The organism is Actinoallomurus rhizosphaericola (genome assembly GCF_024055675.1).
Lineage (GTDB): Bacteria > Actinomycetota > Actinomycetes > Streptosporangiales > Streptosporangiaceae > Actinoallomurus > Actinoallomurus soli.
In genome coordinates this window covers 45,817-69,806 of the sequence record NZ_JAMXMW010000003.1, presented here as the reverse complement: position 1 = coordinate 69,806, position 23,990 = coordinate 45,817, and the positions used below count along the sequence as shown (strand labels likewise).

Genomic DNA, 23,990 nt, shown 5'->3' with positions numbered 1-23,990 from the left:
CGGGCGGCCGGCGTCTTCGCCGCCGCCCCTCAGGCCAGAACGGGCACCGCCGCGAGAAGGGAACGGGTGTACTCATGCGCGGGAGAGGCGTACAACTCCTCCACGTCGGCGAGCTCCACGAGCGCGCCACCGCGCAGCACCGCGACCCGGTCGCTGACCTGGCGGATCACCGCGAGGTCGTGGGACACGAAGACGATCGTCAGGCCGTAGTCCTCCTGCACGTCGCGGAGCAGGTCGAGGATCTGCGCCTGCGTCGAGACGTCGAGCGCGGAGACCGCTTCGTCGCAGACCAGCAGCCTGGGCCGCAGCGCCAGCGCACGGGCGATGCCCACGCGCTGGCACTGCCCGCCGGAGAACTCGTGCGGGTAGCGGTCATGCCGCGCCGGGTCCAGGCCGACGCGCTCCATCAGCTCCCGCGCCGTCCTGCGCGCCTCGCCGTCGGGCACGCCGCGGACCCGCAGCGGGTCGGCGATGCCGTCGCCGACGGTGCGCCGCGGATTCAGCGAGGACGCCGGGTCCTGGAACACCATCTGCATGTCCCGCCGGATGCGGCGCAGCCGCCTGTCCGGCAGCCCGGTGATCGTCTCGCCGTCGAAGACGATCCGCCCCGACGTCGGAGGCAGCAGCCCCACCATCATCCGGACGAGCGTGGTCTTGCCGCTGCCGCTCTCCCCGACGACGCCGAGGGTCTCGCCGCGCCGTACGTCGAGCGAGACGTCGTCCACGGCACGCGTCGTCTCGCGTCGCAGGCCGCGTCCGGGCCGCCGGAACTCCCGCGTGACGCCGGCCACGGTCAGCAGGGGCTCCCCGGGCGCGCGCCGGGCGTCCCGTGGGGCGTCGATGCGGGGCACGGCGTCGAGGAGCGCCCGGGTGTACGGCCGCGCCGGAGCGCGCAGCACCTCACGCACCGGGCCGCGCTCGACGACCTCGCCCCGGTGCATGACGAGGACCTCGTCGGCCGACCGTGACACGACGCCGAGGTCGTGCGTGACGAGCAGCAGCGCCATCCCGGTGTCGGCGCGGAGTTCGTCGAGCAGGTCCAGGATCTGCGCCTGCACGGTGACGTCGAGGGCGCTGGTGGGTTCGTCGGCGACAAGGATCTCCGGTTCGCAGGCCAGCGCCATCGCGATGAGGGCCCGCTGCCGCATGCCGCCGGAGAACTCGTGCGGGCGCGCCCGGGCCCGCCGCGCCGCGTCCGGGATGCCGACCCGGTCGAGCACCTCCACCGCCCGCGCCCACGCCGCCCGGCGATCGGCGCCCGAGTGGACGCGGTACACCTCGGCGATCTGGTCGCCGATCCGGTAGTAGGGATCGAGCGCCGTCATCGGATCCTGGAAGATCATCGCGATGCGCCCGCCCCGCACCCGGCGGACCCCTTCGTCGTCGAGCCCGTTGACCTCCACGCCGTCCGGGCCGCCGAGGAGGATCCGGCCGGTGACCCGCGCGTCGGTGTTCCGGTGCAGGCCGAGGAGGGCGAGCGCCGTCGTGCTCTTGCCGGACCCCGACTCCCCGACCACGCCGAGCGCGGCACCGGCGGTCAGGTCGAACGAGACCCCGTCGACGGCGCGGAACGCGCCCGCGCCGGTGGAGTACTCGACGCTCAGCCCGCGCACCGACAGGACGACGTCCCCTCCCGCCCCGCCGTTCCGCCCGGTGCCGGGCTCGCCGACCGGCGAGGTCATGTCAGGACCACCCTTCGATCGACCGCCGCGTACAGGAGGTCGGCGGCGGTGTTGGCCAGGACGACGGCCAGTCCCGCCGTCAGCGTCAGCCCGGCCACCACCGGCAGGTCGACGTTGTTCGACGACTGGACGATCAGCTGGCCGATGCCGGGGAGCCCGAACAGCGTCTCGGTGAGCATCGCGTTGACCAGGACCGCGCCGAACTCCACCGCGTTGATCGAGATCAGCGGGGTGAGGGCGCCGCGCAGCGCGTGCCGTCCGATGACGCGGCGCTCGGGCAGGCCGTACGCGCGGAAGGTCCGGATGTGGTCCTCCGACAGGGTCTCCAGCATGCCCGTGCGCGTCAGCCGCGTGAAGATCGCCGACTGCAGGACCGTCAGCGTCAGCCACGGCAGGATGAGGTTGCGCGCCCAGCCCACCGGATCCTCGGTCAGCGGCACGTACACCGGGAAGTCCAGCCACTTCAGCCAGCCGCAGAACACCATGAGCAGCAGCAGGCCGCTCACGAACACCGGCGTGCCGAGGCCGCCGAGAACGAAGACGGTGACGAGACGGTCGGTGAGCCGTCTCTCGCGCAGGGCCGACACCAGGCCGAGGGCGACACCGGTGACGGTCCACAGGACGAGCGCGCCGGCGGTGAGGGACAGCGACACCGGCAGCCGCTGGGCGATCAGCGAGAGCACCGGAAGGTCCGTCTGGAACGAGTAGCCCAGGCACGGCGCCGCGCAGTGGCTGACGTCCGGCCCCGAGCTGTAGTCCCGGCCGACGACCAGGCCCTCCAGGAAGTGCCAGTACTGGGCGGTGATCGGCTGGTCGAGGCCGAGCTTGTGGTGGATGGAGGCCAACTGGCCGCCGTCACAGCCCTTCCCGCAGACGAGCACCGCCGGGTCGGCGGGGATGGCGTAGAAGATGCCGTAGACGATGGCCGTCATGACGACCAGCAGCACGAGCAGGCTGCCGAGACGGCGGAGCAGGTAGAGGGTCACCGGCCGCCTCGCAGGGACGCCTTGGGATCCAGGGCCGCGCGCAGTCCGTCCGCGAACAACGTGAACGCCAGCACGGCCGTCAGCAGCGACAGACCCGGTACGAGCACGTACATCGGATCGGCGCGGAACCAGGTGGTGGCGGTCGACAGCATCTGCCCCCAGGAGGAGGTCGGCGGGTGCACGCCCACGCCGAGGAACGACAGCCCCGCCTCGGACACCATGTTCGCCGGCAGCAGGATCGCGGCGTAGGTGAGGACCTGCGGCAGCGCGCCGGGCAGGATCTCGCGCAGCGCGATCCGGGCCGGCGACGCGCCCGACAGCCGGGCCGCGGCGACGTAGTCCCGGCTCTTGAGGGACAGCACCTGCCCCCGGGTGAGCCGGGCCGTGCCGCCCCAGTTGAACAGCCCGATGACCAGCATCAGCAGCACCGGCCGGGGGAACGACTGCGGCACGATCGCCAGCAGCGCGATCGCGAACATCAGCTGCGGGAACGAGATGGCCAGGTCGATGAGCCGGCCCAGCGTGGCGTCGACCCACCGGCCGCCGAACCCCGCGGCCAGGCCGATCGCCACGCCGAGCAGCAGTTGCACGACGAGCGTGCCGAAGGCGACGGTGAAGGAGATCCGCGCCCCGTACAGCGCACGCGCGAACAGGTCGCGCCCGGTGGTCGGCTCGACGCCCAGCCAGTGCTCGGCGCCGAGCCCGCCCAGCGCGCCGCGCGGCACGCCGCCGCGCGCGGAGTCCAGGAGCTGGGTGTGGAAGGTGGTCGTGTCCTGTCCCTCCAGCGCGGCCAGCAGCGGCGCGAGGACGGCGGCCAGGACGAGCACGGTGGTGACGACCAGGCCGGCCATCGCGGGCCGGTCCGACCGCAGACGGCGCAGCACCTGCCGGGCCCGGGCCGGCGATCCGGGAGCCGAAGCGCCCGGATCGCCGACCTCCGCGACGAGCTCGGTCACGGGACCTCCTTCGTCGGAGGCGTGACCAGAGGTGCTGTGCTCATGGTTCGCTCGCTGCGCTCACTCACGGGACCTCCTTCGTCGGAGGCGTGACCAGAGGTGCTGTGCTCATGGTTCGCTCGCTGCGCTCACTCACTTGACCGAGACCATGGCCACGTCGTACGAGCCGCGCCACTCGTCGAGGTAGGTGTTCTTGACGTTCTTGCCGTACAACCGCAGGTAGACCGGGTGGAACAGCGGCACCGTGAGCGCCTGCCGGCCGAGCTCGGCGTCCAGCGCGCCCCAGCGGGGCCGCGCCTGCAGCGGGTCGGAGATCTTGTTGATCGCGTCGAACTCGCCGTTCACCTTCGGGTCGTCGTACTGCGCGAAGTTGAAGTTGCCACCGTCCTGGAGGATCTGCCGCCCGTCGAAGATCGGGGCCAGGAACGGCCCGCCCGTCGGCCAGTCCGCCCCCCAGCCGGACAGGAAGATGCCCGGCTCGGTGGACGGCTTGGTCTGCACCGACCGGTAGCTCGCCTCGTCGTAGGCCCTCAGCTTGACGGTGACGCCCGCCTGCTTGAGGGCCTCCTGCACGGCCGTGGCGACCGCCGGGCCGTCCTGGTGCGCGTCGTTGTTGCGGTGGGCGAGGGTGATCGTGAGGTTGGACTGCCCCGCCTGGGCCAGCAGCTCCTTGGCCTTGGCGGGGTTCCCCGTCGGACCGGCCGGGAAGGCGTCGTACGGCTGGTAGCCGAACGCGGCCTGGTCGGGCAGGAACGTCGTGGCCGGCTTGGCGAGCGAGCTGCCGCCGACCGCGTTGACCACCGCCTGCCGGTTGACGGCGTACGAGATCGCCTCCCGCACACGGGTGTCGTCGAACGGCTTGACCTTGGTGTTGAAGGCGATGAAGTTCGTGTAGCCGAACTGACCGCGCACGGTGCGCTTCTTGAGGGCCGGATCCGTGGAGATGCGGGCCAGCTCGGCGGGGCTGAGGTCGGTGTCGGTGGTGACCGCGTCGGCGTCCTTGCCCGCGCTGGTGCTGAGCCGCTGGTTGATCACGGCCGCGCTGAGGCCGTACGTCGCCTCGATCCGGTCCGGGCAGGCCAGCCGCTGGTCGTCGACCGTGCGCGACCAGTTGGGGTTGCGGACCAGCGTCAGGCTCTTGTCCTGTACGTGGGTCTGCACCTTGTACGGGCCGCTGGAGATCGGGTGTCTCTCGTACGCGGTGCCGCCGTCCTTGGCCTTCGGCACCGGGGTGAACTGCGTGGCCGTCGCGACGTACGGGAAGTCGCCCTCGGGCTTGCGCAGCTTGAAGACGATCGTCTTGTCGTCGGGGGTCTGGATCGAGTCCAGCTCCCGCCCCTTGTACGGCCCCTTGTAGTCGGTGCCGCCGATCAGCCAGTCGCGCAGGTAGGGGATGCCGCCCGACAGCTCCGGCGCGAACGACCGCTCCACGCCCCACTTGACGTCCTTGGCGGTGATGGGCGTGCCGTCCTCGAACTTCAGGCCGTCGCGGAGGTGGTAGGTCCACGTCCTGGCGTCGTCGCTCGGCGTCCCGGTGTCGGTGGCCAGGTCCGGTGCGACGGTCGTGCCCGCCTGGCCGGGGACCCGCTTGCGGGTGGTCAGGGTCCGGAAGACGAGGGACGGGACGGCGCCGCCTCCCGAGGTGTAGATCCGCGCCGGGTCGAAGTGCTCGTCGGTCGCCGAGGTCTGGTTGAGGATGTACAGCGTCCCGCCCTGGCAGCTCTTCGGATCGAACGCCGTTCCGGCGGAGGAGGAGGCCGAACCGCCGCCCGAGCAGGCCGTCGCGGCGGCCAGGAGGGTGGTGGCGGTGAGCAGGGCGGGGACTCGACGCATCATCGGCGGTTTCTCAATCGGGAGACAGTGACGGTGGCGGCCCGCCACGGCGGGCCGGGGCGAAATATATACTTTCCTAGTAGGAAAACCAAAGAAGTCCTGCTCGCGGCGACGCCGACCGCTCCATCCGGTGTTCCTTCGCGGCCGGATCCATGGTCGACTAGGGGCCCGACCGTGACCGTGCGGTCCGGCCCCCGGGTCCTGCGGCACGGCACCCGAACGGAGGACCATGAATCCACGGTGGGAGGCCTGGGACCTGCTGGGCGGTGAGTACGACGTCCGGGTGCTCGAACCGTCCCCGCCCGCCGTGGCGACACCGCCGTGGTACGCCGACGACCCCCTCGCCGGCCCGTACGGCGCCAAGCTCGTGACCCCGGTGTGCGGGCTCGGCCGCGCCTGGGACGACCTGGCGCGGGAGCGCCCTGAGCTGGCCGGCTTCTGCGCGGACCGCTGGCTGGGAGCGTGGCGCCGCCTCGCGCCGCTGCCACGGGACTTCGCCGCGACCCGCCGGTCCCTGCACGCCCTGGCCGAGCACGTCGTCGCGGCCGCCCGCCGCGCCGCCAACGGGAAGATCGGCCTGCGGTTCACCCGCGGCGGCTTCGGCACGCCCTACTTCGGCGACGACCGGCAGATCCGCGTCGAGAACGGCCGCCTGGTCGTCGGCGACGTCATCGCGTCGCCGCGGACCCTCGCGGACGCCGCCGCCCTGGCCGGCGTCCCGCTGGGGATGCCGCCGGACCTCTACTCTCCGCAGACCCCCGCCGACGCCGGGCTGACCCTCACGGTGAGCCCGCCCGCCGCCGAGGCGCTGGGCGCGTGGTACGGCTTCGCCTGGTCGGTGCTGGAGCAACTGCGTTTCGACGCCGCCGCGCTCGGCCCGGGCCGGGTGCAGTTGTGGCCGGAGCACTTCGACGCCGCCGTGGACCTGGGGGACGAGGCCGCCGGCCGGCGGGCCGCGTTCGGCGCGTCGCCGGGCGACGCCGCGCACCCGGAGCCGTACCTCTATGTCGCGCCCTGGGCCAGGCGGAGGGGCGCGTACTGGAACGACGACGCGTTCGGCGGCGCGTCCCTCCCGTACGCCGCGCTCATGGCCGCCGACGACCAGCGCGCCACCGCGCTCGACTTCTTCCGCCGGGGCGTGGACACGCTGTCGGCCTGACCCGGTCTCCACGGGCGGGCCCGGTCTCCACGGGCGGGCCCGGTCTCTCGGGGCCGACCGGTTCGCAGGGGCCGGCCCCGTCCTCGTGGGCCGATCCCGTCCACACGGTCGGCGAAGAGGTCTTCCCCGACCCCGTCATGTTCGCGTCCGGTCTCGGCATGTCCGGTCAAACATCCGCCTTGCCCGTTAAAGAAGTCGGCCGTTTCCACTTCACGGGCCGCCGCGATGGGTAACCGAATCGCCGGGGCACATTCCCGGCTCGCGGACGCGGGGGATGACGGCGAACCACGGCGTGCGTCCGTACGTGCCCGCCTACGTCATCGGGGGAAAGGAACGGACAATGCGTAACGGAGTCATTGCCGCCGGAGTGCTGGCCCTGGGCCTGCTCGGCTCGGCCTGCGGCGAGGGCAGCAAGACCACGCCGGAATCGCAGGGCGGCGGGGGACCGTACGCCCAGCCTTCCAGCCCACAGGTTTCGCCTCCCGGGGTCTCCCCGACGGGGCCCGCGTCGCCGGGTCCGTCCGCGCCCGCGTCGGCTGCGCCGTCCGAGTCGATGCCGGCCGCCGGTGCCGGGGTGCTCAACGCCAAGAAGACGAGTCTGGGCACGATCCTGGTCGACGGCACGGGCCGGACGCTGTACGCCTTCGAGAAGGACAAGGGCCAGGGCGGTAAGTCCGCATGTGAGGGCGCCTGCGCCAAGGAGTGGCCGCCGTTCGCCGTCGGCGGCGCCGCGCCCGGTTCGCCCGGCGCGTCACCCGGTGGCTCGCCCGGCGCGTCGCCCGGCGGTTCGCCTGGTGGGTCGCCCGGTGGTTCGCCCGGCGCGACGCCCAGCGCGGGACCCGGGGTGAAGTCGTCCATGCTGTCGACGACGACCCGGTCCGACGGGACCAAGCAGATCGTCTACAACGGCTGGCCGCTGTACTACTACGCGAAGGACACCGCGCCCGGCGACATGAAGGGCCAGGGCGTCACGTCGTTCGGCGCGCCGTGGTACGTCGTCGGCGCCGACACGGGCGCTCCCATCACCAAGCACTAGAGCTGCCCGGTCGCTCACCAGCTCGGCAGCTGCGGCATCGTGTCCGGCAACAGCCAGGACCCGCCGGCCAGCAGCGCGGCGACGGCGACCACGCCGAAGCCGAACACCCACAGCAGTCCGGGCATGCCGGTCAGGCGGGCCAGTTGGTCGGCGTCGGAATCGGGTGCGCGGCCCCCGGAGCGCTTGCTCTGCAGCTCCACCACGGGCCGCGCCCCCGCGAGCAGGAGGAACCACGTGAACGCGTAGGCGAACGCCGCCTGCACGGTGGCCGAGCCGTACCACGACACGGCGAAGATGACCGCGCCGGTCGTGACCACCGACACCACGCCGTACGCGTTGCGCACCATCACGAGGATCGCGGCGAGCAGGACGATGCTCGCCCACAGCAGGGCCGTGATGTGCCCCGCGGCGAGCAGCCCCGCCGCGCCCAGGCCCAGCAGCGGTGGCGTCACGTACCCGGCGAACGCCGTGACGATCATGCCGGGTCCGTACGGCCGGCCGCGCGACACCGTGACGCCCGAGGTGTCGGAGTGCAGGCGGATGCCCTGCAGCTGCCGCCCGGTGACCAGCGCCGCGAACGCGTGCCCGCCCTCGTGCGCGATGGTGACGACGTTGCGCAGCACGTGCCACACCGAGCGGAAGGACACCGCCACGAGCGCCACCACGCCGGTGACGCCGACCAGCCACCACGACGGGTGCGGCTGCGTGCCGACGACCTCGTGCCAGACACCGCCGATCGTTGACGTGTGCAACGTCTCACCTCTCCTCATCGACCCGCTCACCGCCCCGTACGAGGTACGACGTGTCCCGCCGCGACGAAGTTTCGCCCGATCGGCGAACCGGCGTCCTCCTTGGAGGCGGACAGTAGGGTAGGGGACCTATGAGCGACCCGTTGATGAGCGTTTATCCCCCGCTGGAGCCGGCGACGCTGGTCACCCGGCGGTCTCTGCAGTTCCCGTTCAACTCGGACGGGCTGACGCTGACCCACCTGGGGCGCGGCGCGATCTGGCTGGCGCTGAAGGCCCTCGGCCTCGGGCCGGGACACCGGCTGGCCATGCCCGCCTACCACTGCGGCTCGGAGGTCGAGGCCGCCCGGCTGGCCGGCATCGAGGTCATGTTCTACCGGGTGCTCCCCACACTCGAGGCGGACCACGAGGACCTGTTCCGCGTGTCGCGGCAGTGCCACGCGACCTACCTCATCTCCTACTACGGCTTCCCGATGCCGCCGCTGCCGCCGGGCACGCTGGTGATCGAGGACGCCGCGCACGCGCTGTTCTCCTACGACGGCGGGGCCGCCATCGGCTCACGCGGCGCCGCGGCGATCTTCTGCCCGCGCAAGTCCCTGGGCGTGCCGGACGGCGGCGCCGTGCTGATCCGGGACGGTCACATCGAGGCCCAGGGCCGGCCGCCGTGGAAGCGCATGGCCCGGTCGATGGCGTCGCAGAGCATGGGCTGGGCGGCCCAGTCACGGGCCGGCGTGCTGCGTGCGCCCGCCACGAAGGTGTTCCGCAAGGTCAGCAAGGCCGAGCAGGCGGTCGAGGAGGGCACGCTCACCGAGGTCGTCATCGGCGAGTGGAACCTCGAGGTCGCCGACCTGGAGGTCGCCGCCTCGAAATCCTCCCGGATGACCGAGTGGGCCGTCCACGGCGCCGACGGCGAGGCGATCCGTCAGCAGCGCCGCCGCAACTACGCGATCCTGCTGGACTCCCTGCCCGACCTGGTCCCCCCGCGTTTCCGCGGCCTGCCCGACGGCGTGGCGCCGCTCTACTACCCCGTGCGCGTTCCGCAGCGCGACCGGACCATCGCTGAGCTGCAGAAGCGCGGCGTGCGCTCGATCGAGATCTGGCCGGTGCCGCACCCGCTCCTGGACCGCCACCGGTTCGCCGAGCTGGAGCCGCTGCGCCACGAGATGCTCGCCCTGCCGGTCCACCAGGGCCTGTCACCGTGGCACATGGAGCAGGTCGCCAAGGCCGCCCGCGAAGCCGTCATCGCCGCGCACCGGTAGGAGGCCGTCAGGGCGTCTGGGTGCACAGCGGATTCCGGTCGCCGTTCCGGTCGATGCAGGGCGGGTAGCCCCGGATGCTCAGCTCGGCGCGCGCGTTCGCGCTGCCCAGGAAGGCGATGAGGTTCCGCAGCAGCGACGAGCCCGCCGGAGCGCCGGCCGTGTAGAGGTACTCCACGGTCCAGAACGGATAGCCCTGGGCGATGCTGGTCGCCTCGGGGAGCCGGCCGTCGAGCGTCACCACGTGGAACCTCTGCAGCCGGGCGGCCTCGGCCTTGGCCGTCGGCGCGTCCGCGTACCCGACCGCGCCCGGCGTCTGGGCGACCTTGTCGATGAGCTCGCCCGTGGTGCGCAGCTCGCACCGGATCGTCGGCGCGTGCAGGGGCGGGCTGCTCTCCCGGCACTCGGTCGAGGACGCCGCGCCCTCCGACCGCCCGAGCAGCTTGCTCTGGAAGATCTGGCGGCTGCCGGACTCACCGTCCCGGCCGACGATCCGGATCGGGACGTCCTTGCCGCCGAGCTCGCTCCACCGGTGGTACCGGCCGCGGTAGATGTCCCGGAGCTGTGCCAGGCTGAGGTTCGTGACCCCGGTGGTGTCCGAGAGGATCACGCTGTAGACCACCACCGCCACCGGATGACTCCTCAGGTCGATCGCCGGGTGGGTGGTGTCCGGCCCGTCGTTGAGCACCGCGAGCCCGCCGCGACTCTGAGCGCCGACCGCGGACAGGTCGTGCATGCCGGCGCGGCTCCCCGCGAGCTGCAGGTCGATCGACGCCGAGGCGCAGGCCCTGCGGTACTGCCGGACGATCTCCTGGAGCGGGTCGGAGAAGGCGCTGGAACCCTCCAGGCGCAGATGGCCGCTCGCGCAGTGCAGCGCCGGGTCCGACCTCCGCTGGTAGTAGTTGGCGACCACGTTCCCGGTCAGGGCGAGGGTGAGCACGACGCCGGCGGCGATCGCGGCCACGGGCCAGCCCAGCCGCCGCTGGCGTTTCTCGTCCTTCACCCAGCCACTCGTCAGGGCGCCGTCCGCTTCGATCTTCTTGCTGATCGCGCCGTCCGCCGGATCGTCCTGCTCGCGCAGGACGACGACGAGCTTGAAACGCTGCCGCCGCTCCAGCGACAGGCCGGTCAGCCGGACGCCGTTCCACTGCCGGACGTCCTCGGGCGGCCCGGCGGCCGGGCTCTTGACCAGGCCCGTCAGACGGTCGGCCAGTAATCTCCGGAGCGTTCTCACATCGGGACCGCCGTTTCCCGTTACGGCGTTTCCGTTGGTCGTCGCGAAGAATTCCAGGTGATCCCGTACGGCGTCGTGCAGCCGGTCGGTGCTGGCGTCGGATATCCGCGCGTTCCAGATGACCCGGTCCTTGAAGGTGAACGACAACGGCCTGGTGAAGTCGGACGGCTCGATGTCGTAGCCGCCGGTGTTCCGGACGCGGATGATGACGATGCTGAGCCGGTCGAAGGTCCGCGCGTACTCCCGCAGTCTCGGGTCCGTCACCGTCGAGCGGTCCTCCACGTCGTGCAGGGCCACGGGACTGAGACCGATCTTCGAGTTGTACAGCACCCGGTAGGTGATCCGCCTGCGCCGGACGAGGTAGCGGTCGGCGAGGGGGCTCGTCACGAGCAGGACGATGAGGAGCCCCAGGAGGACGTTCTCCTGACGCTGCGCGATGAGTTCGGCGATCGCCTGGATCATGGTCGGCATGCCGCCCGCGAACCCCTCCCCGTGTGAGCGGTTCCATGACTCTAGAGCGCACGAGGGAGGGCGCCGCCCGGCGGCGGCTCAATTCACCGGCCTTTCACAGGCCCGCCATTCCCGGGCCGCCGCCGGTCCATTTCCACGACGGCGCCACCCCTTTCGGCAATTCCGGCCGCGCAGCCGAAGGACGCCGGTCCCGCGCGGGGAAAGGGCGCCCGTCCGGGATCGGGCGCGTACGCGGAAGGGCGCCCGCCCGGGATCGGACGGGCGCCCTTCCATGCGTACGCGACGGCTTCGGAGCGCCGGAGGCGGTGCCGCGGAGGAACCGCGGCACCGGCCCTCAGATCTTGCGGATGAGCACGATCGGGGTCTGCTCGTCCTCGTTGCCGGCGGGGTTGTCGGACAGGACCTTCTCCACCCACTTGCGGTCGACGCCCTTGGACGCCCCGACGACCCACGCGCCGGTGAGGTGGTTGGCGTCGACGACACAGACGTGGCAGCCGAGCGCCGCGGACAGGTCCTCCGACAGCTTGTCCGGCCGGCCGGGGCCGAACAGCAGGTGGTGGTCGTGCGGCGGGAGGGCCGCCGCCACGTCGTCGATCATGGCCGCGCCGGGGCCGGCGACGCGGTAGAACCAGCCGCGCTTGCCGACGAGCTTGCCGGCCGCGCCCGCGGCCGCGCCGAGCAGGACCTTGGCGCGGCCCGCCTCGAGGATCGCGCCCTGCATCCCGGCCGGGCTGTGCAGCGGGCCGATCTTGCCGACGAACTTGCTGAGCTGCTTGGCCATGCCCTCCGGCGTGATCAGCTCCAGCGGGATCATGCGCCCCTGACCGGCCGACGCCGGGCTCTCCGACAGGGCGAGGATGTCGTCCGGCTGCAGCATCCCCTGCGTCGCCTCCTGGATGACCGGGAGGATGCCGGTGCGGAGCGTGATCATCCTGGTCTTGATCGGGATGCGGCGGGCGCCGACGGCGCGCTCGTCGACCGGCGGGATGTTCGGCGCCTTCTCCGGCGCGAGCTCGCCGAAGTGCTGGTGCAGCATCTCCTTGATCTGCTTGTTGCGCGGGTAGATGGACGCGCCGCGCTGGAGGATGTCACGGGCGCCCGCCGGGTCGCCGGCCTCCAGCCGGAGCGCGGCGAGGAGCGTGTAGTCCGAGGCGTACACCAGGTAGTCGGGGGCCAGCGCGATCAGCTCGGTCTGGTACTTCAGGGCGCGCGGCTTGTCGCCCCGGTCCACCGCCCACTTCGACAGGCGCTTGAGCGCGTGCCGGCGCAGCTGGGAGTCGTTCACCACCGACTCGAGGATCGCCTCGGCGTCGTCGACCCACCCGCCGTCCTTGAGGACGTCGGCCAGCGTCAGGGCGTACCACGGGATCGTCGGGTACTTCTCACGGGCCTGCCGGACGATCTGGGCGGCGCGGCCGTAGTCGCCGCGCCACTTGTACGCCTCGGCGAGCGCCGCCGTGGCGAACCGCGTGTCACCACCGGCCGCGACCGCCTGCTGGGCGATCTGCTCGGCCTTCCGGTCGTCGCGCTCGTTGGTGAGGACCAGCCAGGACAGCAGCGACAGGCCGTCACCGTCGAGATCGGACCGCTTGGACTCGAGGAGCTGCTGGGCCTCCTCGGGCTTGCGGAGCCAGATGTCATAGGCGCGGCTGCTCGTGCTCATTGTCGAAACCTCATGCGTCGTCGGCGATCTGCGGGAGTCGGCCCATCATCTCAGAGTTTCCGGGCGGCCGAAGCGGGACCCGTTCACCGCCGGTTCACCGCCGCGGGATGGGCGGATCGTGGAAAGGAGGGGGGATTTCGCAGGTTGCATGACCCGGGCTTGTGGCCCGGTCGATACCCTTGGGTCTCGTGGACCTCCTCGATTCCTGGCGCGACCTTCCGGCCGCGCAGCAGCCCGACTGGCCCGACCCGGCCCGGCTCCAAGACGTCGCCGCGCAGCTGCGCAAGCTTCCGCCGCTCGTGTTCGCCGGCGAGTGCGACCGGCTCAAGGCCCACCTCGCCGCCGTGGCGCGCGGTGAGGCGTTCGTCCTGCAGGGCGGCGACTGCGCCGAGACGTTCTCCGGCGCGACCGCCGAGGACGTGCGCAACAAGCTGAAGACCCTTCTGCAGATGGCCGTCGTCCTGACCTACGCCGCGAGTGTCCCGGTCGTGAAGATCGGCCGGATGGCGGGGCAGTTCGCCAAGCCGCGGTCCAAGCCGTCCGAGGTGCGCGACGGCGTGGAGCTGCCCGCCTACCGGGGCGACATGGTCAACGGGTTCGACTTCACGCCGGAGAGCCGCGTGCCGGACCCGGAGCGGCTGCTGCGGGCCTACCACGCCGCCGCGGTCACGCTGAACCTCACCCGCGCCTTCACCCAGGGCGGCTACGCCGACCTGCGGCAGGTGCACGCCTGGAACCACGACTTCGTCGCCGAGAGCCCGGCCGGCCGCCGGTACGAACGGCTGGCCGCGGAGATCGACCGGGCGCTGGCCTTCATGCACGCCGCCGGAGCGGACCCCGAGGAGTTCCACCGGGTCGAGGTCTACTCCAGCCACGAGGCCCTCCTCCTGGACTACGAACGGGCCCTGACCCGCATCGACTCGCGGTCCGGCCTGCCGTACGACGTCTCGGGCCACTACCTGTGGATCGGTGAGCGCACCCGGCAGCTCGACGGCGCGCACGTGGAGTTCATGCGCCACATCCGCAACCCCATCGGCGTCAAGCTCGGGCCGACTACGACCGCCGAGGAGGCTCTCGCGCTCATCGAGCGGCTCGACCCCGACCGCGAGCCGGGCCGGCTCACCTTCGTCACCCGCATGGGCGCCAAGCGGATCCGCGAGCACCTCCCATCCCTGGTCGAGAAGGTCACCGCGAGCGGCGCCCAGGTCGCGTGGATCTGCGACCCGATGCACGGCAACACCTTCGAGTCGGAGAGCGGGTACAAGACGCGCCGGTTCGACGACGTGCTCGACGAGGTCGCCGGCTTCTTCGAGGTGCACCGGGCGCTCGGCACCCACCCGGGCGGCGTGCACATCGAGTTCACCGGCGACGACGTCACCGAGTGCGTCGGCGGCGGCCACGACATCGTCGAGGACGACCTGCACCAGCGGTACGAGACGGCCTGCGACCCCCGCCTCAACCGCGGCCAGGCCCTCGACCTGGCGTTCATGGTCGCGGAGATGTACCGCGTCGGGAAGTGATCCCCGGCTCTCGCCGCTGAGCGGGTCCGCGTGGCCGTCTGATGCCACGCGGACGACGCCGGCGGAGAAACGGATCGGCGGGCGATCCGGGTGTGCTCGTCTCCGACCACGCGGACGACGCCGGCGGAGAGACGGGCCGGGGCGGGCGATCCGGGTCTGCTGGTCTCAGACCACGCGGACCGCGCCCGCGAAGGGGCGGGTCGACAGGTCGGCGATCCGGACGTGGTCGCCGGTGTGCGGCGCGTGGATGAACTTCCCGTCGCCGATGTACATCCCCATGTGGTGGATGTCGGAGTAGAAGAAGACGAGGTCTCCCGGCTCCAGCTGGTCCCGGGAGACGTGCACCCCGGCGTTCCACTGGTCGCCGCCGTAGTGCGGCAGGTTGATGCCGACCTGTTCGTAGGCCCACATGGTCAGGCCCGAGCAGTCGAAGCCCTGGCCGGGCGTCGCGCCGCCCCAGACGTACGGGACGCCGAGCTGGCTCAGCGCGGCCCGTACGGCGCCGACCGCCTTGCCGGGACCGCCGGGGATCTCGGGCACCTTCTCGCCCTTACCGGCGCGCTCGACGGCGTCCTGCAGGAGCGGCTTACGGACCTTCTCCAGCTCGGCGCGGATGGTGGCGCGCTGCCGGGCGAGCCGGCTTCTGAGGACGGCCGCCTCCGCGGCGCGGTCACCGGCGTCCTGGCCGGTCCGCTGGGCGTTCTGGATCGCCTCGGTGAGCTGCCGGATCTCGGTGTCGTCCTGCTGCGTGAAGTAGTGCAGGGTCGAGGCCCGGTCCAGCAGCGCGCGCGGGTCCGAGGACGCGAGCAGGGCGGGTGAGTCGTCGGCCGTGCCGTTCATGTAACGAATGGCGGCGAACCGGCCGACCTTGCGCTGGATGGCCTTCAGCGTTACGGCGGCGCGGGCCGAGGTCTGGCCGGCGACGGCGGCGGCCCGCTGAGCCTGCTCCAGGCGCACCTTAAGGCCGTTGTACTGCTCGGTGAGCTGTTCGAGCCGGTCACTCAGTTGGCCGGCGCGCTGCCGGAGCGCGTCGATGCGAGGGCCGGGGCGTGCCGTGTCGGCCAGTGCGGGCGGCGCGAGCCCGGCGACGACGAGGGCGAAGGTCACGACCGCCGTACGGCGGGCCGTGCCCTTCCCGGGATGAAGAGGGTCGCGGGTGTCCGCGGCGCGGGATCGATCCATCCAGATGCTCCTCTCCTCAGGCCGCCTACCGGGTTAGCTGACGGGTTCGGACGAGAAGGAGCCCTACCGCGGGCCGTCGGCGACGGACGCGGATTCACCCCGGTGCGAAGACGAGGGAACGCCCCGTGCCTCCGTGAGTGGGTCCCCGGTTCCCCGGCGCGCCACGGCGCGACGGGCGATTCGGCGGTCCGGCCGTCTCTCGGCCGGTGACGACTCGCTGGAGATTAACGGATGGTGACGGGGCGTCCAACGCGAACATGCGGAGATGGCCCGGGGGATCGCAGGATGGTCACTCCGGGTGATGTACGGCTGGTCCTTTGCGCCTAGACGCCGCGGTCCCCGCCTGCCTCCGGGTGGGAGGAGACGGGGACCGCGCGGACGGCGCTGCGAGCGGCTCGGCGCCGCGGCTCAGGCCACGGACCTCGGGACGAGGGCCGCAGTGCCCTCGCCCTCAGGCCACGGACCTCGGGGTGAGGGCCTCAGGACAGGACGGACTCGGACTGCGTCTCGGACTCGGTCTCGAGCGAGCCGTTCTGCGACACCGCGGCGTGCAGGGTGTTCCAGAACGCCAGCTCGACGTCCTCCTCCAGCTCCGCGATCTTGCCCCAGAACTCCTGGTCCTCGGCCTTCGCGGCGGCCTCGGCGGACAGGACCGGCATGAGCTGGGTGCTGGCGTCGGCCGCGTCCAGGTCGGCCACGCTGACCTCGGCGGGCAGCTCGACCGGCGTGCGGTGGTGCTTGCCGCGCTTGCGGACCCGGACGTTCGGCGCCGAGACGGGCACCTTGACCTTCGACTTGCCGACGGCCAGGGCCACCGTCCCGAACAGCACGACGGCCAGCAGCCCGGTCAGGGCGGCCTGCTGGTCCGGCAGGGGAGCCGACGGGGCGGCCGAGTCGTGGGCCGCGGTCGTGTGCGCGTCGACCTGCGCCTGGACGTCTTTGCCGATCTCCTTGACGGCGGGCGGGGGCGCGGCGTGCTTCGGAGCGTAGTTCTGGTCGGCCTGGGTCGTCTGCGGGGCGGCCGGCGCCGCCTTGACCTTGACCTTCGAGGGATAGCCGAACCCGACCACCTGGCTGATGTCCCGGGTGGCGCGCGTCAGCGCGTTGTTGTGGTTGGCCTCGATGGTGTGCAGCGTGTGGCCGTCGACCCGCTCGACGATGCCGACGTGCTCGATGTCGCCGATGCTCTTGCCGCCCGACCACGAGAAGAAGACGATCGCGCCGGGCTCGGCCTTGTGGCCCCAGGCGCCCTGCTTCTTGAACCACTTGGCGTGGTCGGGGGTGTAGGCGAACTGGCCGGTCCAGTCCTCGACGCCGGCCTTGTCGGCCGCCCACGCGAGGAACATGTCACACCAGGCCGACGTCTTGTAGACCGGGTCCTTGTCGACATGCGTGCTGTACCAGTCGCCGAATTTCGTGTAGCCGCTGGCTTTCTCGTGATAGCCGAGCTGACTCTTGGCGACCTCTAGCAGTTTTTGACCTACTGAATCCATTCGCTCCCCTTTTACCGCCTACCGGGTTAGCTGACGGGTTCGGGCCAGAGGTAGCCCTACCGTGCGTGACGGATTCACCCCGAGGGACTGATGGGTCCCCGGCTCCCACGACGCTGGTTGCGCCGCCGGGACTCGGCGGTCGGCCTGCAACCCCCTGGTTGGAGGTTGGTCACAGCCCGATCTCGGCGAAATCTAGCCGAACTCTCGCAACAACGGCAACGCGTTCGGAAACGAAAGTCTGACACCGATTGCTCACCGAGCGTAGCCGCGCGTGGAGGTGCCCGGCCGGGTAACGCACGAAAAGGCGCTCTCACGTGCGGCGGAGCGCGCCGGGCGAAGTCGGCGGCGGTTTCGGGCGGAGCAGAGCCGAGCAGCGGACCGTCCCATAAAAAGTGACGAACACGGCATTCGGCAGGGTCCTCTCGGCGAACATCCGGCCCCCACGGGCGCATACGCCGGCGAGTCGCGGGTCGGCCCTCTCGCCGTGCGACCCGTGACGCGCGGACCCTCTCGCCGTGCGACCCGTGATGTGCCGCAGGCCACCGGCGCTCGTTCACCGGCGCTCGTTCATCGGCGCCCTAACCGATCCTGAAGCGCACCTTAAGCCCCTTACGCGGAGGTTCCCCGGCCGCTTCGCTGAACGCCTGACGCGGTCGTACGGAGTCGTTCAAGTCGCATGAAGAAGAAGGGGAACACGTGAACAGCAGGATGATCGGCAGAAGGTCGTTCCTGGCGTCGACGGCCGCCCTCGGCGCCCTGGCCCTCGGCGGGGGAGCGACGGGATGCGCCCCGTCGTCCCGGGCCCGGAGCACGGCGGCGACCGCGGGCGGCCTGCCGCTCACCGCCGTGAACCGGACCGGCGCGCATGCCGCCGCGCCGGTCTACATGTACGTCCTCGGGGTCGACCCGGCGACCGGCGCGCAGGGGCACGTGACGGCGGACGGCGCGTTCGTCCCCTGCGCGGCGTCGGACAACGGACCGGACGGGTTCGCCGACTACGCGATCCCGTTCCGCGACTCCGGCAAGGCGACCGTCGTCCTGCCGAAGATGTCGGGCCGGGTCTACTTCTCGATCGGCGACCGGCTGCGCCTGAAGGTCGTCACCGACGGGAACGGCAGGCCCGCCCTCCAGTATCCGGCGGGCTGGGTCGGTACGGACCCGAACTACCGGATCCTGCACGACTGGATCGAGTTCACCTACAACGACGCCGGGATGTTCTGCAACACGACCGCGGTCGACATGTTCAGCGTCCCGCTCGCGATCCGGCTCGCCGGAACCCGCACCCGGACCACCGGCACCCTGGTGCCCGGAGGCCGTGACCGGATCTTCGCCGCGGTGGCGGCGCATCCGGACTTCGCCCGGCTGGTCGTAGGGGACCGGCTGCGGGTCATCGCGCCCGGGCACGGCATCGAGGCGGGCCTGTTCCCGGCCGACTACTACGACTCCTACATCGACGCGGTGTGGAGCAGGTACCGGGGGACGCCGCTGACGGTGCGGACGGACGCCGGCACGTACACCGGGAGGGTCACCGGGGAACGCCTCACCTTCAGCGGCGGCGCCCGGACCCCCGCGTCCGTCGCCAGGCCGTCGACCCGCGACGTCCTGTTCTGCGACGGCGCGCTCGCGGCGCCGAACGACGGAGTCACCGGACCGGTCGCCGCGATCCTCGGCGCGGCCTTCAACCGCTCGACGCTCCTCTCGGACGCGTCTCAGCCGGTCACCGATCCCGCCCGGTACTACCGGGAGGCCGTGACCAACCACTACGCCAAGGCGATGCACGAGGCCGCCGCGGACGGCGCCGCGTACGGCTTCGCCTTCGACGACGTGGCCGGCCACGCCTCCTACATCCAGGACGGCGCGCCCACGTCGGTGACGGTGACGCTGACGCCGTTCTGAGCCGGCGCCCTGATGGCCGGAATCGGTCACTGAGGGACCTAGGGGGCGAAACGCCGCCCGTCCGCGCCCGTCCGGCTCCGGCCGGTCGCGGACGGCGCTCCGGCCGTTCCCGGGGCGTCCGGTGTCGGCCCAGGTGAGGCGCGGTGTCCCGGCGCGGGTCCGGCACCGGCCGCGGCGTGTCCCGCCGGGACGGGACTCGCCGCGGCCGACCGGTTCCGCGGCGACGCCTCGTGCTCCGTACGGCCGGGCGGGACGGCGGAACGCGTCTCCGGCCGAGCGGCGGCCGTTCGTCTTCCTGTTTGAATCATGACCCGGGAGATGGAGGGGCGCCGGTGACGGAGGAGGCCGCGGTCATGAGCGAGACGACGTCCGGAAGTCAGGCGGGCGGGCCGGCCTGGTGACGGGGGGAGCCCCCACCGGCCGGAGCGCCGCGCGGGACTCCGCGTGAGACGCCGTGCGGACGAACGGGACGGTGGGTGACCCGTGGCGTTCTACGGTGGCCGCGGGCTGCACGGCCAGACCGTCGAGGCCGTCGCCGACATGATCTTCGCAGGGGAGTTCCGGGAGGGCGACGGCATCGACGTGGCCGCACTCCAGGAGAGGCTCGGCGTGAGCTCCACCGCGCTGCGCGAGGCGTTGAAGGTGCTGACGGCCAAGGGCCTCATCCTGGCCCGGCCCAAGCGCGGCACGTTCGTCCGGCCCCGCTCGGACTGGAACCTCCTGGACGGCGACGTCATCCGGTGGAAGTTCGCCGCCGGACCGGACGACGCCTTCCTCCGCGACCTGCACGAGATCCGGTCCATCATCGAGCCGAGCGTCGCCGGGCTCGCCGCCTCCCGGCGCGACGCGGTCCACCTGATCACCCTGGAGCGGGCGCTGCAGCGGATGGAGCGGGCGCGCGGGGACGTCACCGAGGTCACCGCCGCCGACGTCGAGTTCCACCGGGCGCTGCACCTGGCCACCGGCAACGAGATGCTGATCCGGATGGACGTCATGATCAACGCCGGCCTGGCCGGCCGCGACGCGCTGACGCACGGAGCGGCCGGAGGCGCCGACACGGTCCCGGGCCACCGGGCGGTCCTGGAGGCCGTGCGGGCCGGCGACGGCGACGCCGCCGAGGAGGCCATGCGGGCGCTGCTCCCGCGACGCGTGCGGACATGACGACCTCGGGCGCGAGCGATCTCCCCGGCCAGGCCGACGCGAGCCCGGCCTGGCCGGTGAGCTCAGGCGCGACGCGGGCGGCCTCCTCGGCCGGCGCCGGCCCGGGCCCGGCCGGTGACCTCAGGCGGTCGCGGACGGACCAGGACTCCCCGGCCGGCGCGGCCTCGGGCTCCCGCCGGGGGCCTCAGGAACGGGTGCCGGCACGGACGGCGTCCTCGATCGGTGTGTCACCGCCGACGAGCTCCAGTGTCCGCCCGGCGGTGCCGGGGGTGTCGAGCAGCGCGGCGATCACCTGAGCCACGTCGGCACGGGTCACCGCGCCCGGCGGCACGGAATCCTCCAGCCGTACGCGGCCGGTCGCCGGGTCGTCGGTCAGCCGCCCCGGCCGCAGGATCGTCCAGTCCAGGTCGCGCCTGCGCAGGTCCTGTTCGGCCGCCGTCTTGGCCTCGATGTAGGCGGCCCAGACCTCGTCGCGACCGGGCTCCGGAGGCCGGCCGGCGCCCATCGAGGAGATCTGCACGAACCGGCGGACACCGGCCCGCTCGGCCGCGTCCGCGAGCAGGACCGAGGCGGCGCGGTCCACCGTGTCCTTGCGGGTGGCGCCGCTGCCCGGCCCCGCGCCCGCCGCGAACACCACCGCGTCGGCCTGGTCCAGGTGCACCGCGACGTCCTCCAGGCTCGCGGACTCCAGGTCGCAGACCACCGGGGCGGCGCCGGTGCCCGCGACGTCGGCGGCGTGGTCCGGATTGCGGATCAGCCCGACGACGCCGTCACCGCGCGCCGCCAGCAGCTCTTCGAGGAGGAGGGCGATCTTGCCGTGCCCTCCGGCGATCACGATTCTCATGCGTTCCTCAACGTGCCGATGCGGCGACGACCTTCCCCGGTGTCGCCGGTCTCACCCGATCTCCAGCACGATCTTCCCGCGGGTGTGCCCTTCGGCGCTCAGCCGCTGCGCCTCGGCCGCCTCGCCGAGCGGGAAGGTCCTGGCGACGGTGACGTTCAGCCGCCCGTCGTCGGCCAGTCCCGCGAGCGCGGCGAGGTCGGTCGCATCCGGCCGGACGAAGACGTACCGTCCCCCGCGGTCCCGGACGGACGGGTCGACGATCGACGCCCAGCGTCCCTTGTCGGTCAGCAGCTCCGGCGTAACGTCGATGGCCTCCCCGCCCACGAGGTCGAGCGCGGCGCTCACCCCGGTCGGGGCCAGGCGGCGGACCTCGTCCGCGAGCCCGGGCCCGTACGCCACCGGCTCGGCGCCGAGCTCACGCAGGTAGTCGTGGTTGTGCGGGCCGGCCGTGCCGATGACGCGGGCGCCCTTGGCCCGCGCGATCTGCACGGCGAACGAGCCGACGCCGCCCGACGCGTTGTGAATGAGCACCGTGTCGTCGGGAGTGACGGCCAGGGCCTTCGTGAGCGCCTGGTAGGCGGTCAGCCCGGCCAGCGGGATGCCCGCCGCCTCCGCCCAGGACAGCCTCTTCGGCTTGCGGCCGAGCGTGCGCACCGGCGCCGAGACCAGCTCGGCGTACGTGCCACGGCCGATGTGGTCCTCCCGGACGTAGCCCATGACCTCGTCCCCGGGGGAGAACTCGCTGACGGCCGGCCCGACCCGCTCGACCACGCCCGCCACGTCCCAGCCGGGGATGACGGGGAAGTCCGTGGCGAACAGACCGTCGAGGTTGCCCTCCCGGATCTTCCAGTCGACCGGGTTCACACCGGCCGCCTTGACACGGACGAGCACGAAGTCCGGTCCGACCTTCGGCTCGGGCACGTCGGTGAGCTCGAGTACGTCCGGGCCGCCGTATCGCTGCATCGTTATCGCTTTCACACATCCAGCCTTACCAGCGCCCGCTCGCTCACACCTCGACTATCGCCGGACCCGTCACGGTGCGACGTTCAGCGGAACCGGGTGTAGCCGGTGAGTCCCAGCAGGAGGAGCGCCGCCGGGCCCAGCACGACCAGCGCGGTGAGCAGGACGCCACGGCCGAGCTGGTACCCGAGGGGCACGAGCCGTTCGGGCCGTCCCGGGGCGCGCCACGGAACGCGTTCCGCCGCGCCGGCCCGGTCGTCGATCCCCCGGCCGGGCGAGTCCGCCTCCCGGCGCGCGGAGTCCGCCTCCCGGCCGGGCGAGTCCGCCTCCCGGCGCGGGGACTCCGGCCCGTGGTCCAGGGAGTACGGCTCGCGGTCCGGGGAGTCCGCCGGCGTGGGCTCCCGTCCGGCGAGCGGCAGCCCGGCCGCCCAGCCGAACAGGTCGGCGAGGGCGGCCGGCGGGGTGTCGAGACCGGAGGCGAGATAGCGCACCTGCCCGGCGGTACGTTCGAGCGTGCGGATGGTGTTGCCGAGGCCGACGCCCTCCAGCCAGCCGCGCGCGTCCTCCTCGACGCCCCGGCCGATCGACGTCCGGCGCAGGACGTCGGCCTTGGTGACGACCACGGCGATGCGACGGTGCCGGCCCTGGTCGTCGCGGGAGCGCAGGTCGGCGAGCAGCCGCTGCAGCGTGTCGGCGGGGTCCTCCTCGGACGTCGCGGTGGCCTCCACCAGCAGCCGTTCCTCCCGGGACAGCGCGGGGCGCAGCTCCGGCAGGGCGAACGGGTCGATGACGAACAGCAGCGCCTCGCCGTGGTCGAGGTAGCGCAGCCGCTCGACCCGTGTCGCGCCGGTGTGCAGTTCACCGGCCGGGTCGAACAGGTAGAGGATCCGGTGGCCCGCCGGCAGGGTCACGTCCAGCATCGTGGCGGCGGGCAGTTCGGGACCGGTCTTGGCGAGGCGCCCGCCCGCGCCCAGCTCGGCCAGGGCGTCGGCGTACCCGCGGGCGTCCCGTGCCTCGACGAACTCCGCCCGCCCGCCGGCCGCGTCGGCGCCGGCGCGCAGCGCCCGTACCGCCAGGAACATCAGCGTCGTCTTGCCGGCGGCGGGGCCGCCGACGAACGGCAGGGGCTCGACCCGCGCCCGGCCGATCCGCGCGGGCAGGGGGCGCCCGCAGTGCGGGCAGTACGCGCTGAGCCGGAACCGGCCGAGCAGGATCGTCGTGGGCAGCCGGGCACCGCAGCGGCAGACGTGCCGGAACGCGCCCAGCCGGTTCGGCACCAGGTGGCGGTGCCGTGCGTCGCAGTTCGGGCAGGCGTACGCGGGCAACGCCAGCCGCTCGTAGCAGCCCGGATGCGGGCAGGCCAGCAGGATCCTGCGGTACGCCGCCCAGAGCCGCTCGACCGTCCCGAGCACCAGGACGCAGACCGACCAGGCGACGAGGCCGGCGCCCGCCACCGCCACGGTCACCACGGCGAAGGCCAGGGCGGCGGCGGCCAGCGGCAGGGCGGCCAGCAGGATCCCCGCGCACAGAGCCAGCCAGATCGGGAAGACGGCGAGCCCCTGCGGGAGGCGGAGCATCCGCGCCGTCAGCGTGGTGACGGCCCGGCGCGCCTCCGCCAGGCACCAGGGGATCGTACGGCGCGTCAGCGTCCGGACGTCCCGCCATACCTGGTCGAGGAGGTACTGCGGGTAGGCCGGGTCCGCCGCGTCGGCGGCCGGGCGCGGCACGGCGGAGGGCCCTTCCAGCCCGGTGGCCGTCAGGGTCCGCCACGCGACGAGAAGGAACCGGCCGATCCCGGCGCCCGTGGCCACCACCAGGGCGACGGGCACGGCGAACGGGACGACGAACACGAACTCGACCCACACCAGGCCGACCCAGAGGAAGAACAACAGGGCGTAGACGACGGGCACCG

General features: G+C 72.6%; 18 protein-coding genes and 2 riboswitches. Of the genes, 6 read left to right on the top strand and 12 right to left on the bottom strand.

Annotated elements, in window-relative coordinates; translation table 11 throughout:
• Positions 1 to 29: 29 nt before the first annotated feature.
• The 4 genes from NE234_RS07995 to NE234_RS07980 form a co-directional block, all read right to left on the bottom strand.
• On the bottom strand, positions 30 to 1,682 hold the full coding sequence (locus tag NE234_RS07995; protein ID WP_252778236.1) for a dipeptide ABC transporter ATP-binding protein: 1,653 nt from the start codon (positions 1,680 to 1,682) through the stop codon (positions 30 to 32).
• The gene (locus NE234_RS07990) at positions 1,679 to 2,668 is read right to left on the bottom strand and encodes an ABC transporter permease (RefSeq protein WP_252778235.1); all 990 of its coding nucleotides are present in this window, start codon (positions 2,666 to 2,668) and stop codon (positions 1,679 to 1,681) included. Before NE234_RS07990 ends, NE234_RS07995 begins: the two co-directional genes overlap by 4 nt.
• Complete coding sequence (locus tag NE234_RS07985) at positions 2,665 to 3,624, bottom strand: ABC transporter permease (protein WP_252778234.1); 960 nt, start codon at positions 3,622 to 3,624, stop codon at positions 2,665 to 2,667. Before NE234_RS07985 ends, NE234_RS07990 begins: the two co-directional genes overlap by 4 nt.
• 132 nt (positions 3,625 to 3,756) lie before the next feature.
• Positions 3,757 to 5,460: an ABC transporter substrate-binding protein gene (locus tag NE234_RS07980; protein WP_252778233.1), complete on the bottom strand. Its 1,704-nt coding sequence runs from the start codon at positions 5,458 to 5,460 to the stop codon at positions 3,757 to 3,759.
• A gap of 226 nt (positions 5,461 to 5,686) precedes the next feature.
• On the opposite strand from NE234_RS07980, the gene NE234_RS07975 reads away from it, so the two are divergent.
• Both NE234_RS07975 and NE234_RS07970 read left to right on the top strand, forming a co-directional pair.
• Positions 5,687 to 6,616 carry a hypothetical protein gene (locus NE234_RS07975; RefSeq protein WP_252778232.1) on the top strand — a complete coding sequence of 310 codons (930 nt, stop codon included), beginning with the start codon at positions 5,687 to 5,689 and terminating at the stop codon, positions 6,614 to 6,616.
• 340 nt (positions 6,617 to 6,956) lie between these two features.
• A complete protein-coding gene (locus NE234_RS07970; RefSeq protein WP_252778231.1) occupies positions 6,957 to 7,652 on the top strand; it encodes a COG4315 family predicted lipoprotein in 696 nt (231 codons plus the stop codon).
• 14 nt (positions 7,653 to 7,666) lie between these two features.
• Here NE234_RS07970 and NE234_RS07965 read toward each other — a convergent pair whose 3' ends face one another.
• Positions 7,667 to 8,422 carry a M50 family metallopeptidase gene (locus NE234_RS07965; protein ID WP_252778230.1) on the bottom strand — a complete coding sequence of 252 codons (756 nt, stop codon included), beginning with the start codon at positions 8,420 to 8,422 and terminating at the stop codon, positions 7,667 to 7,669.
• A gap of 110 nt (positions 8,423 to 8,532) precedes the next feature.
• On the opposite strand from NE234_RS07965, the gene NE234_RS07960 reads away from it, so the two are divergent.
• Positions 8,533 to 9,657: a DegT/DnrJ/EryC1/StrS family aminotransferase gene (locus NE234_RS07960; RefSeq protein ID WP_252778229.1), complete on the top strand. Its 1,125-nt coding sequence runs from the start codon at positions 8,533 to 8,535 to the stop codon at positions 9,655 to 9,657.
• A 7-nt stretch (positions 9,658 to 9,664) separates the two neighbouring features.
• Here NE234_RS07960 and NE234_RS07955 read toward each other — a convergent pair whose 3' ends face one another.
• Together NE234_RS07955 and NE234_RS07950 are read right to left on the bottom strand one after the other, a co-directional pair.
• Positions 9,665 to 11,359 carry a substrate-binding domain-containing protein gene (locus tag NE234_RS07955; protein WP_252778228.1) on the bottom strand — a complete coding sequence of 565 codons (1,695 nt, stop codon included), beginning with the start codon at positions 11,357 to 11,359 and terminating at the stop codon, positions 9,665 to 9,667.
• 334 nt (positions 11,360 to 11,693) lie between these two features.
• Positions 11,694 to 13,022, bottom strand: a complete 1,329-nt coding sequence (locus tag NE234_RS07950) for a tetratricopeptide repeat protein (protein WP_252778227.1) — start codon at positions 13,020 to 13,022, stop codon at positions 11,694 to 11,696.
• Between the two features lie 188 nt (positions 13,023 to 13,210).
• Between NE234_RS07950 and NE234_RS07945 the strand changes: the two genes are divergently transcribed.
• Complete coding sequence (locus NE234_RS07945; protein WP_454923395.1) at positions 13,211 to 14,542, top strand: class II 3-deoxy-7-phosphoheptulonate synthase; 1,332 nt, start codon at positions 13,211 to 13,213, stop codon at positions 14,540 to 14,542.
• A gap of 165 nt (positions 14,543 to 14,707) precedes the next feature.
• Here NE234_RS07945 and NE234_RS07940 read toward each other — a convergent pair whose 3' ends face one another.
• Both NE234_RS07940 and NE234_RS07935 read right to left on the bottom strand, forming a co-directional pair.
• On the bottom strand, positions 14,708 to 15,724 hold the full coding sequence (locus NE234_RS07940; RefSeq protein ID WP_252778225.1) for an NlpC/P60 family protein: 1,017 nt from the start codon (positions 15,722 to 15,724) through the stop codon (positions 14,708 to 14,710).
• Between the two features lie 5 nt (positions 15,725 to 15,729).
• Positions 15,730 to 15,912: riboswitch (cyclic di-AMP (ydaO/yuaA leader) on the bottom strand.
• Between the two features lie 291 nt (positions 15,913 to 16,203).
• Positions 16,204 to 17,217: a CHAP domain-containing protein gene (locus NE234_RS07935; RefSeq protein WP_252778224.1), complete on the bottom strand. Its 1,014-nt coding sequence runs from the start codon at positions 17,215 to 17,217 to the stop codon at positions 16,204 to 16,206.
• A riboswitch (cyclic di-AMP (ydaO/yuaA leader) is annotated at positions 17,218 to 17,365 on the bottom strand.
• Between the two features lie 560 nt (positions 17,366 to 17,925).
• Here NE234_RS07935 and NE234_RS07930 point away from each other — a divergent pair.
• A complete protein-coding gene (locus tag NE234_RS07930; RefSeq protein ID WP_252778819.1) occupies positions 17,926 to 19,113 on the top strand; it encodes a beta-1,3-glucanase family protein in 1,188 nt (395 codons plus the stop codon).
• Between the two features lie 483 nt (positions 19,114 to 19,596).
• Entirely contained in the window at positions 19,597 to 20,274 is a 678-nt protein-coding gene (locus NE234_RS07925) for a FadR/GntR family transcriptional regulator (protein WP_252778223.1), read from the top strand.
• A gap of 184 nt (positions 20,275 to 20,458) precedes the next feature.
• Here the strand turns inward: NE234_RS07925 and NE234_RS07920 are convergent, their stop codons facing one another.
• The 3 genes from NE234_RS07920 to NE234_RS45035 all read right to left on the bottom strand — a co-directional run bounded on the left by NE234_RS07920 (position 20,459) and on the right by NE234_RS45035 (position 23,988).
• On the bottom strand, positions 20,459 to 21,118 hold the full coding sequence (locus NE234_RS07920) for an SDR family oxidoreductase (RefSeq protein ID WP_252778222.1): 660 nt from the start codon (positions 21,116 to 21,118) through the stop codon (positions 20,459 to 20,461).
• Between the two features lie 51 nt (positions 21,119 to 21,169).
• Positions 21,170 to 22,096: an NADP-dependent oxidoreductase gene (locus NE234_RS07915; RefSeq protein WP_252778221.1), complete on the bottom strand. Its 927-nt coding sequence runs from the start codon at positions 22,094 to 22,096 to the stop codon at positions 21,170 to 21,172.
• 68 nt (positions 22,097 to 22,164) lie between these two features.
• Positions 22,165 to 23,988 (bottom strand): TRAFAC clade GTPase domain-containing protein, encoded by a 1,824-nt coding sequence (locus tag NE234_RS45035; protein ID WP_308206861.1) that lies wholly within the window; start codon positions 23,986 to 23,988, stop codon positions 22,165 to 22,167.
• Positions 23,989 to 23,990 lie beyond the last annotated feature (2 nt).

Excerpts from the sequence above, each read along its gene's own strand:
- NE234_RS07995 (WP_252778236.1), bottom strand. The coding sequence starts at position 1,682 with ATGACCTCGCCGGTCGGCGAGCCCGGCACCGGGCGGAACGGCGGGGCG.
- NE234_RS07980 (WP_252778233.1), bottom strand. The coding sequence starts at position 5,460 with ATGATGCGTCGAGTCCCCGCCCTGCTCACCGCCACCACCCTCCTGGCC.
- NE234_RS07975 (WP_252778232.1), top strand. The coding sequence starts at position 5,687 with ATGAATCCACGGTGGGAGGCCTGGGACCTGCTGGGCGGTGAGTACGAC.
- NE234_RS07970 (WP_252778231.1), top strand. The coding sequence starts at position 6,957 with ATGCGTAACGGAGTCATTGCCGCCGGAGTGCTGGCCCTGGGCCTGCTC.
- NE234_RS07965 (WP_252778230.1), bottom strand. The coding sequence starts at position 8,422 with ATGAGGAGAGGTGAGACGTTGCACACGTCAACGATCGGCGGTGTCTGG.
- NE234_RS07960 (WP_252778229.1), top strand. The coding sequence starts at position 8,533 with ATGAGCGACCCGTTGATGAGCGTTTATCCCCCGCTGGAGCCGGCGACG.
- NE234_RS07955 (WP_252778228.1), bottom strand. The coding sequence starts at position 11,359 with ATGCCGACCATGATCCAGGCGATCGCCGAACTCATCGCGCAGCGTCAG.
- NE234_RS07950 (WP_252778227.1), bottom strand. The coding sequence starts at position 13,022 with ATGAGCACGAGCAGCCGCGCCTATGACATCTGGCTCCGCAAGCCCGAG.
- NE234_RS07940 (WP_252778225.1), bottom strand. The coding sequence starts at position 15,724 with ATGGATCGATCCCGCGCCGCGGACACCCGCGACCCTCTTCATCCCGGG.
- NE234_RS07935 (WP_252778224.1), bottom strand. The coding sequence starts at position 17,217 with ATGGATTCAGTAGGTCAAAAACTGCTAGAGGTCGCCAAGAGTCAGCTC.
- NE234_RS07930 (WP_252778819.1), top strand. The coding sequence starts at position 17,926 with ATGATCGGCAGAAGGTCGTTCCTGGCGTCGACGGCCGCCCTCGGCGCC.
- NE234_RS07920 (WP_252778222.1), bottom strand. The coding sequence starts at position 21,118 with ATGAGAATCGTGATCGCCGGAGGGCACGGCAAGATCGCCCTCCTCCTC.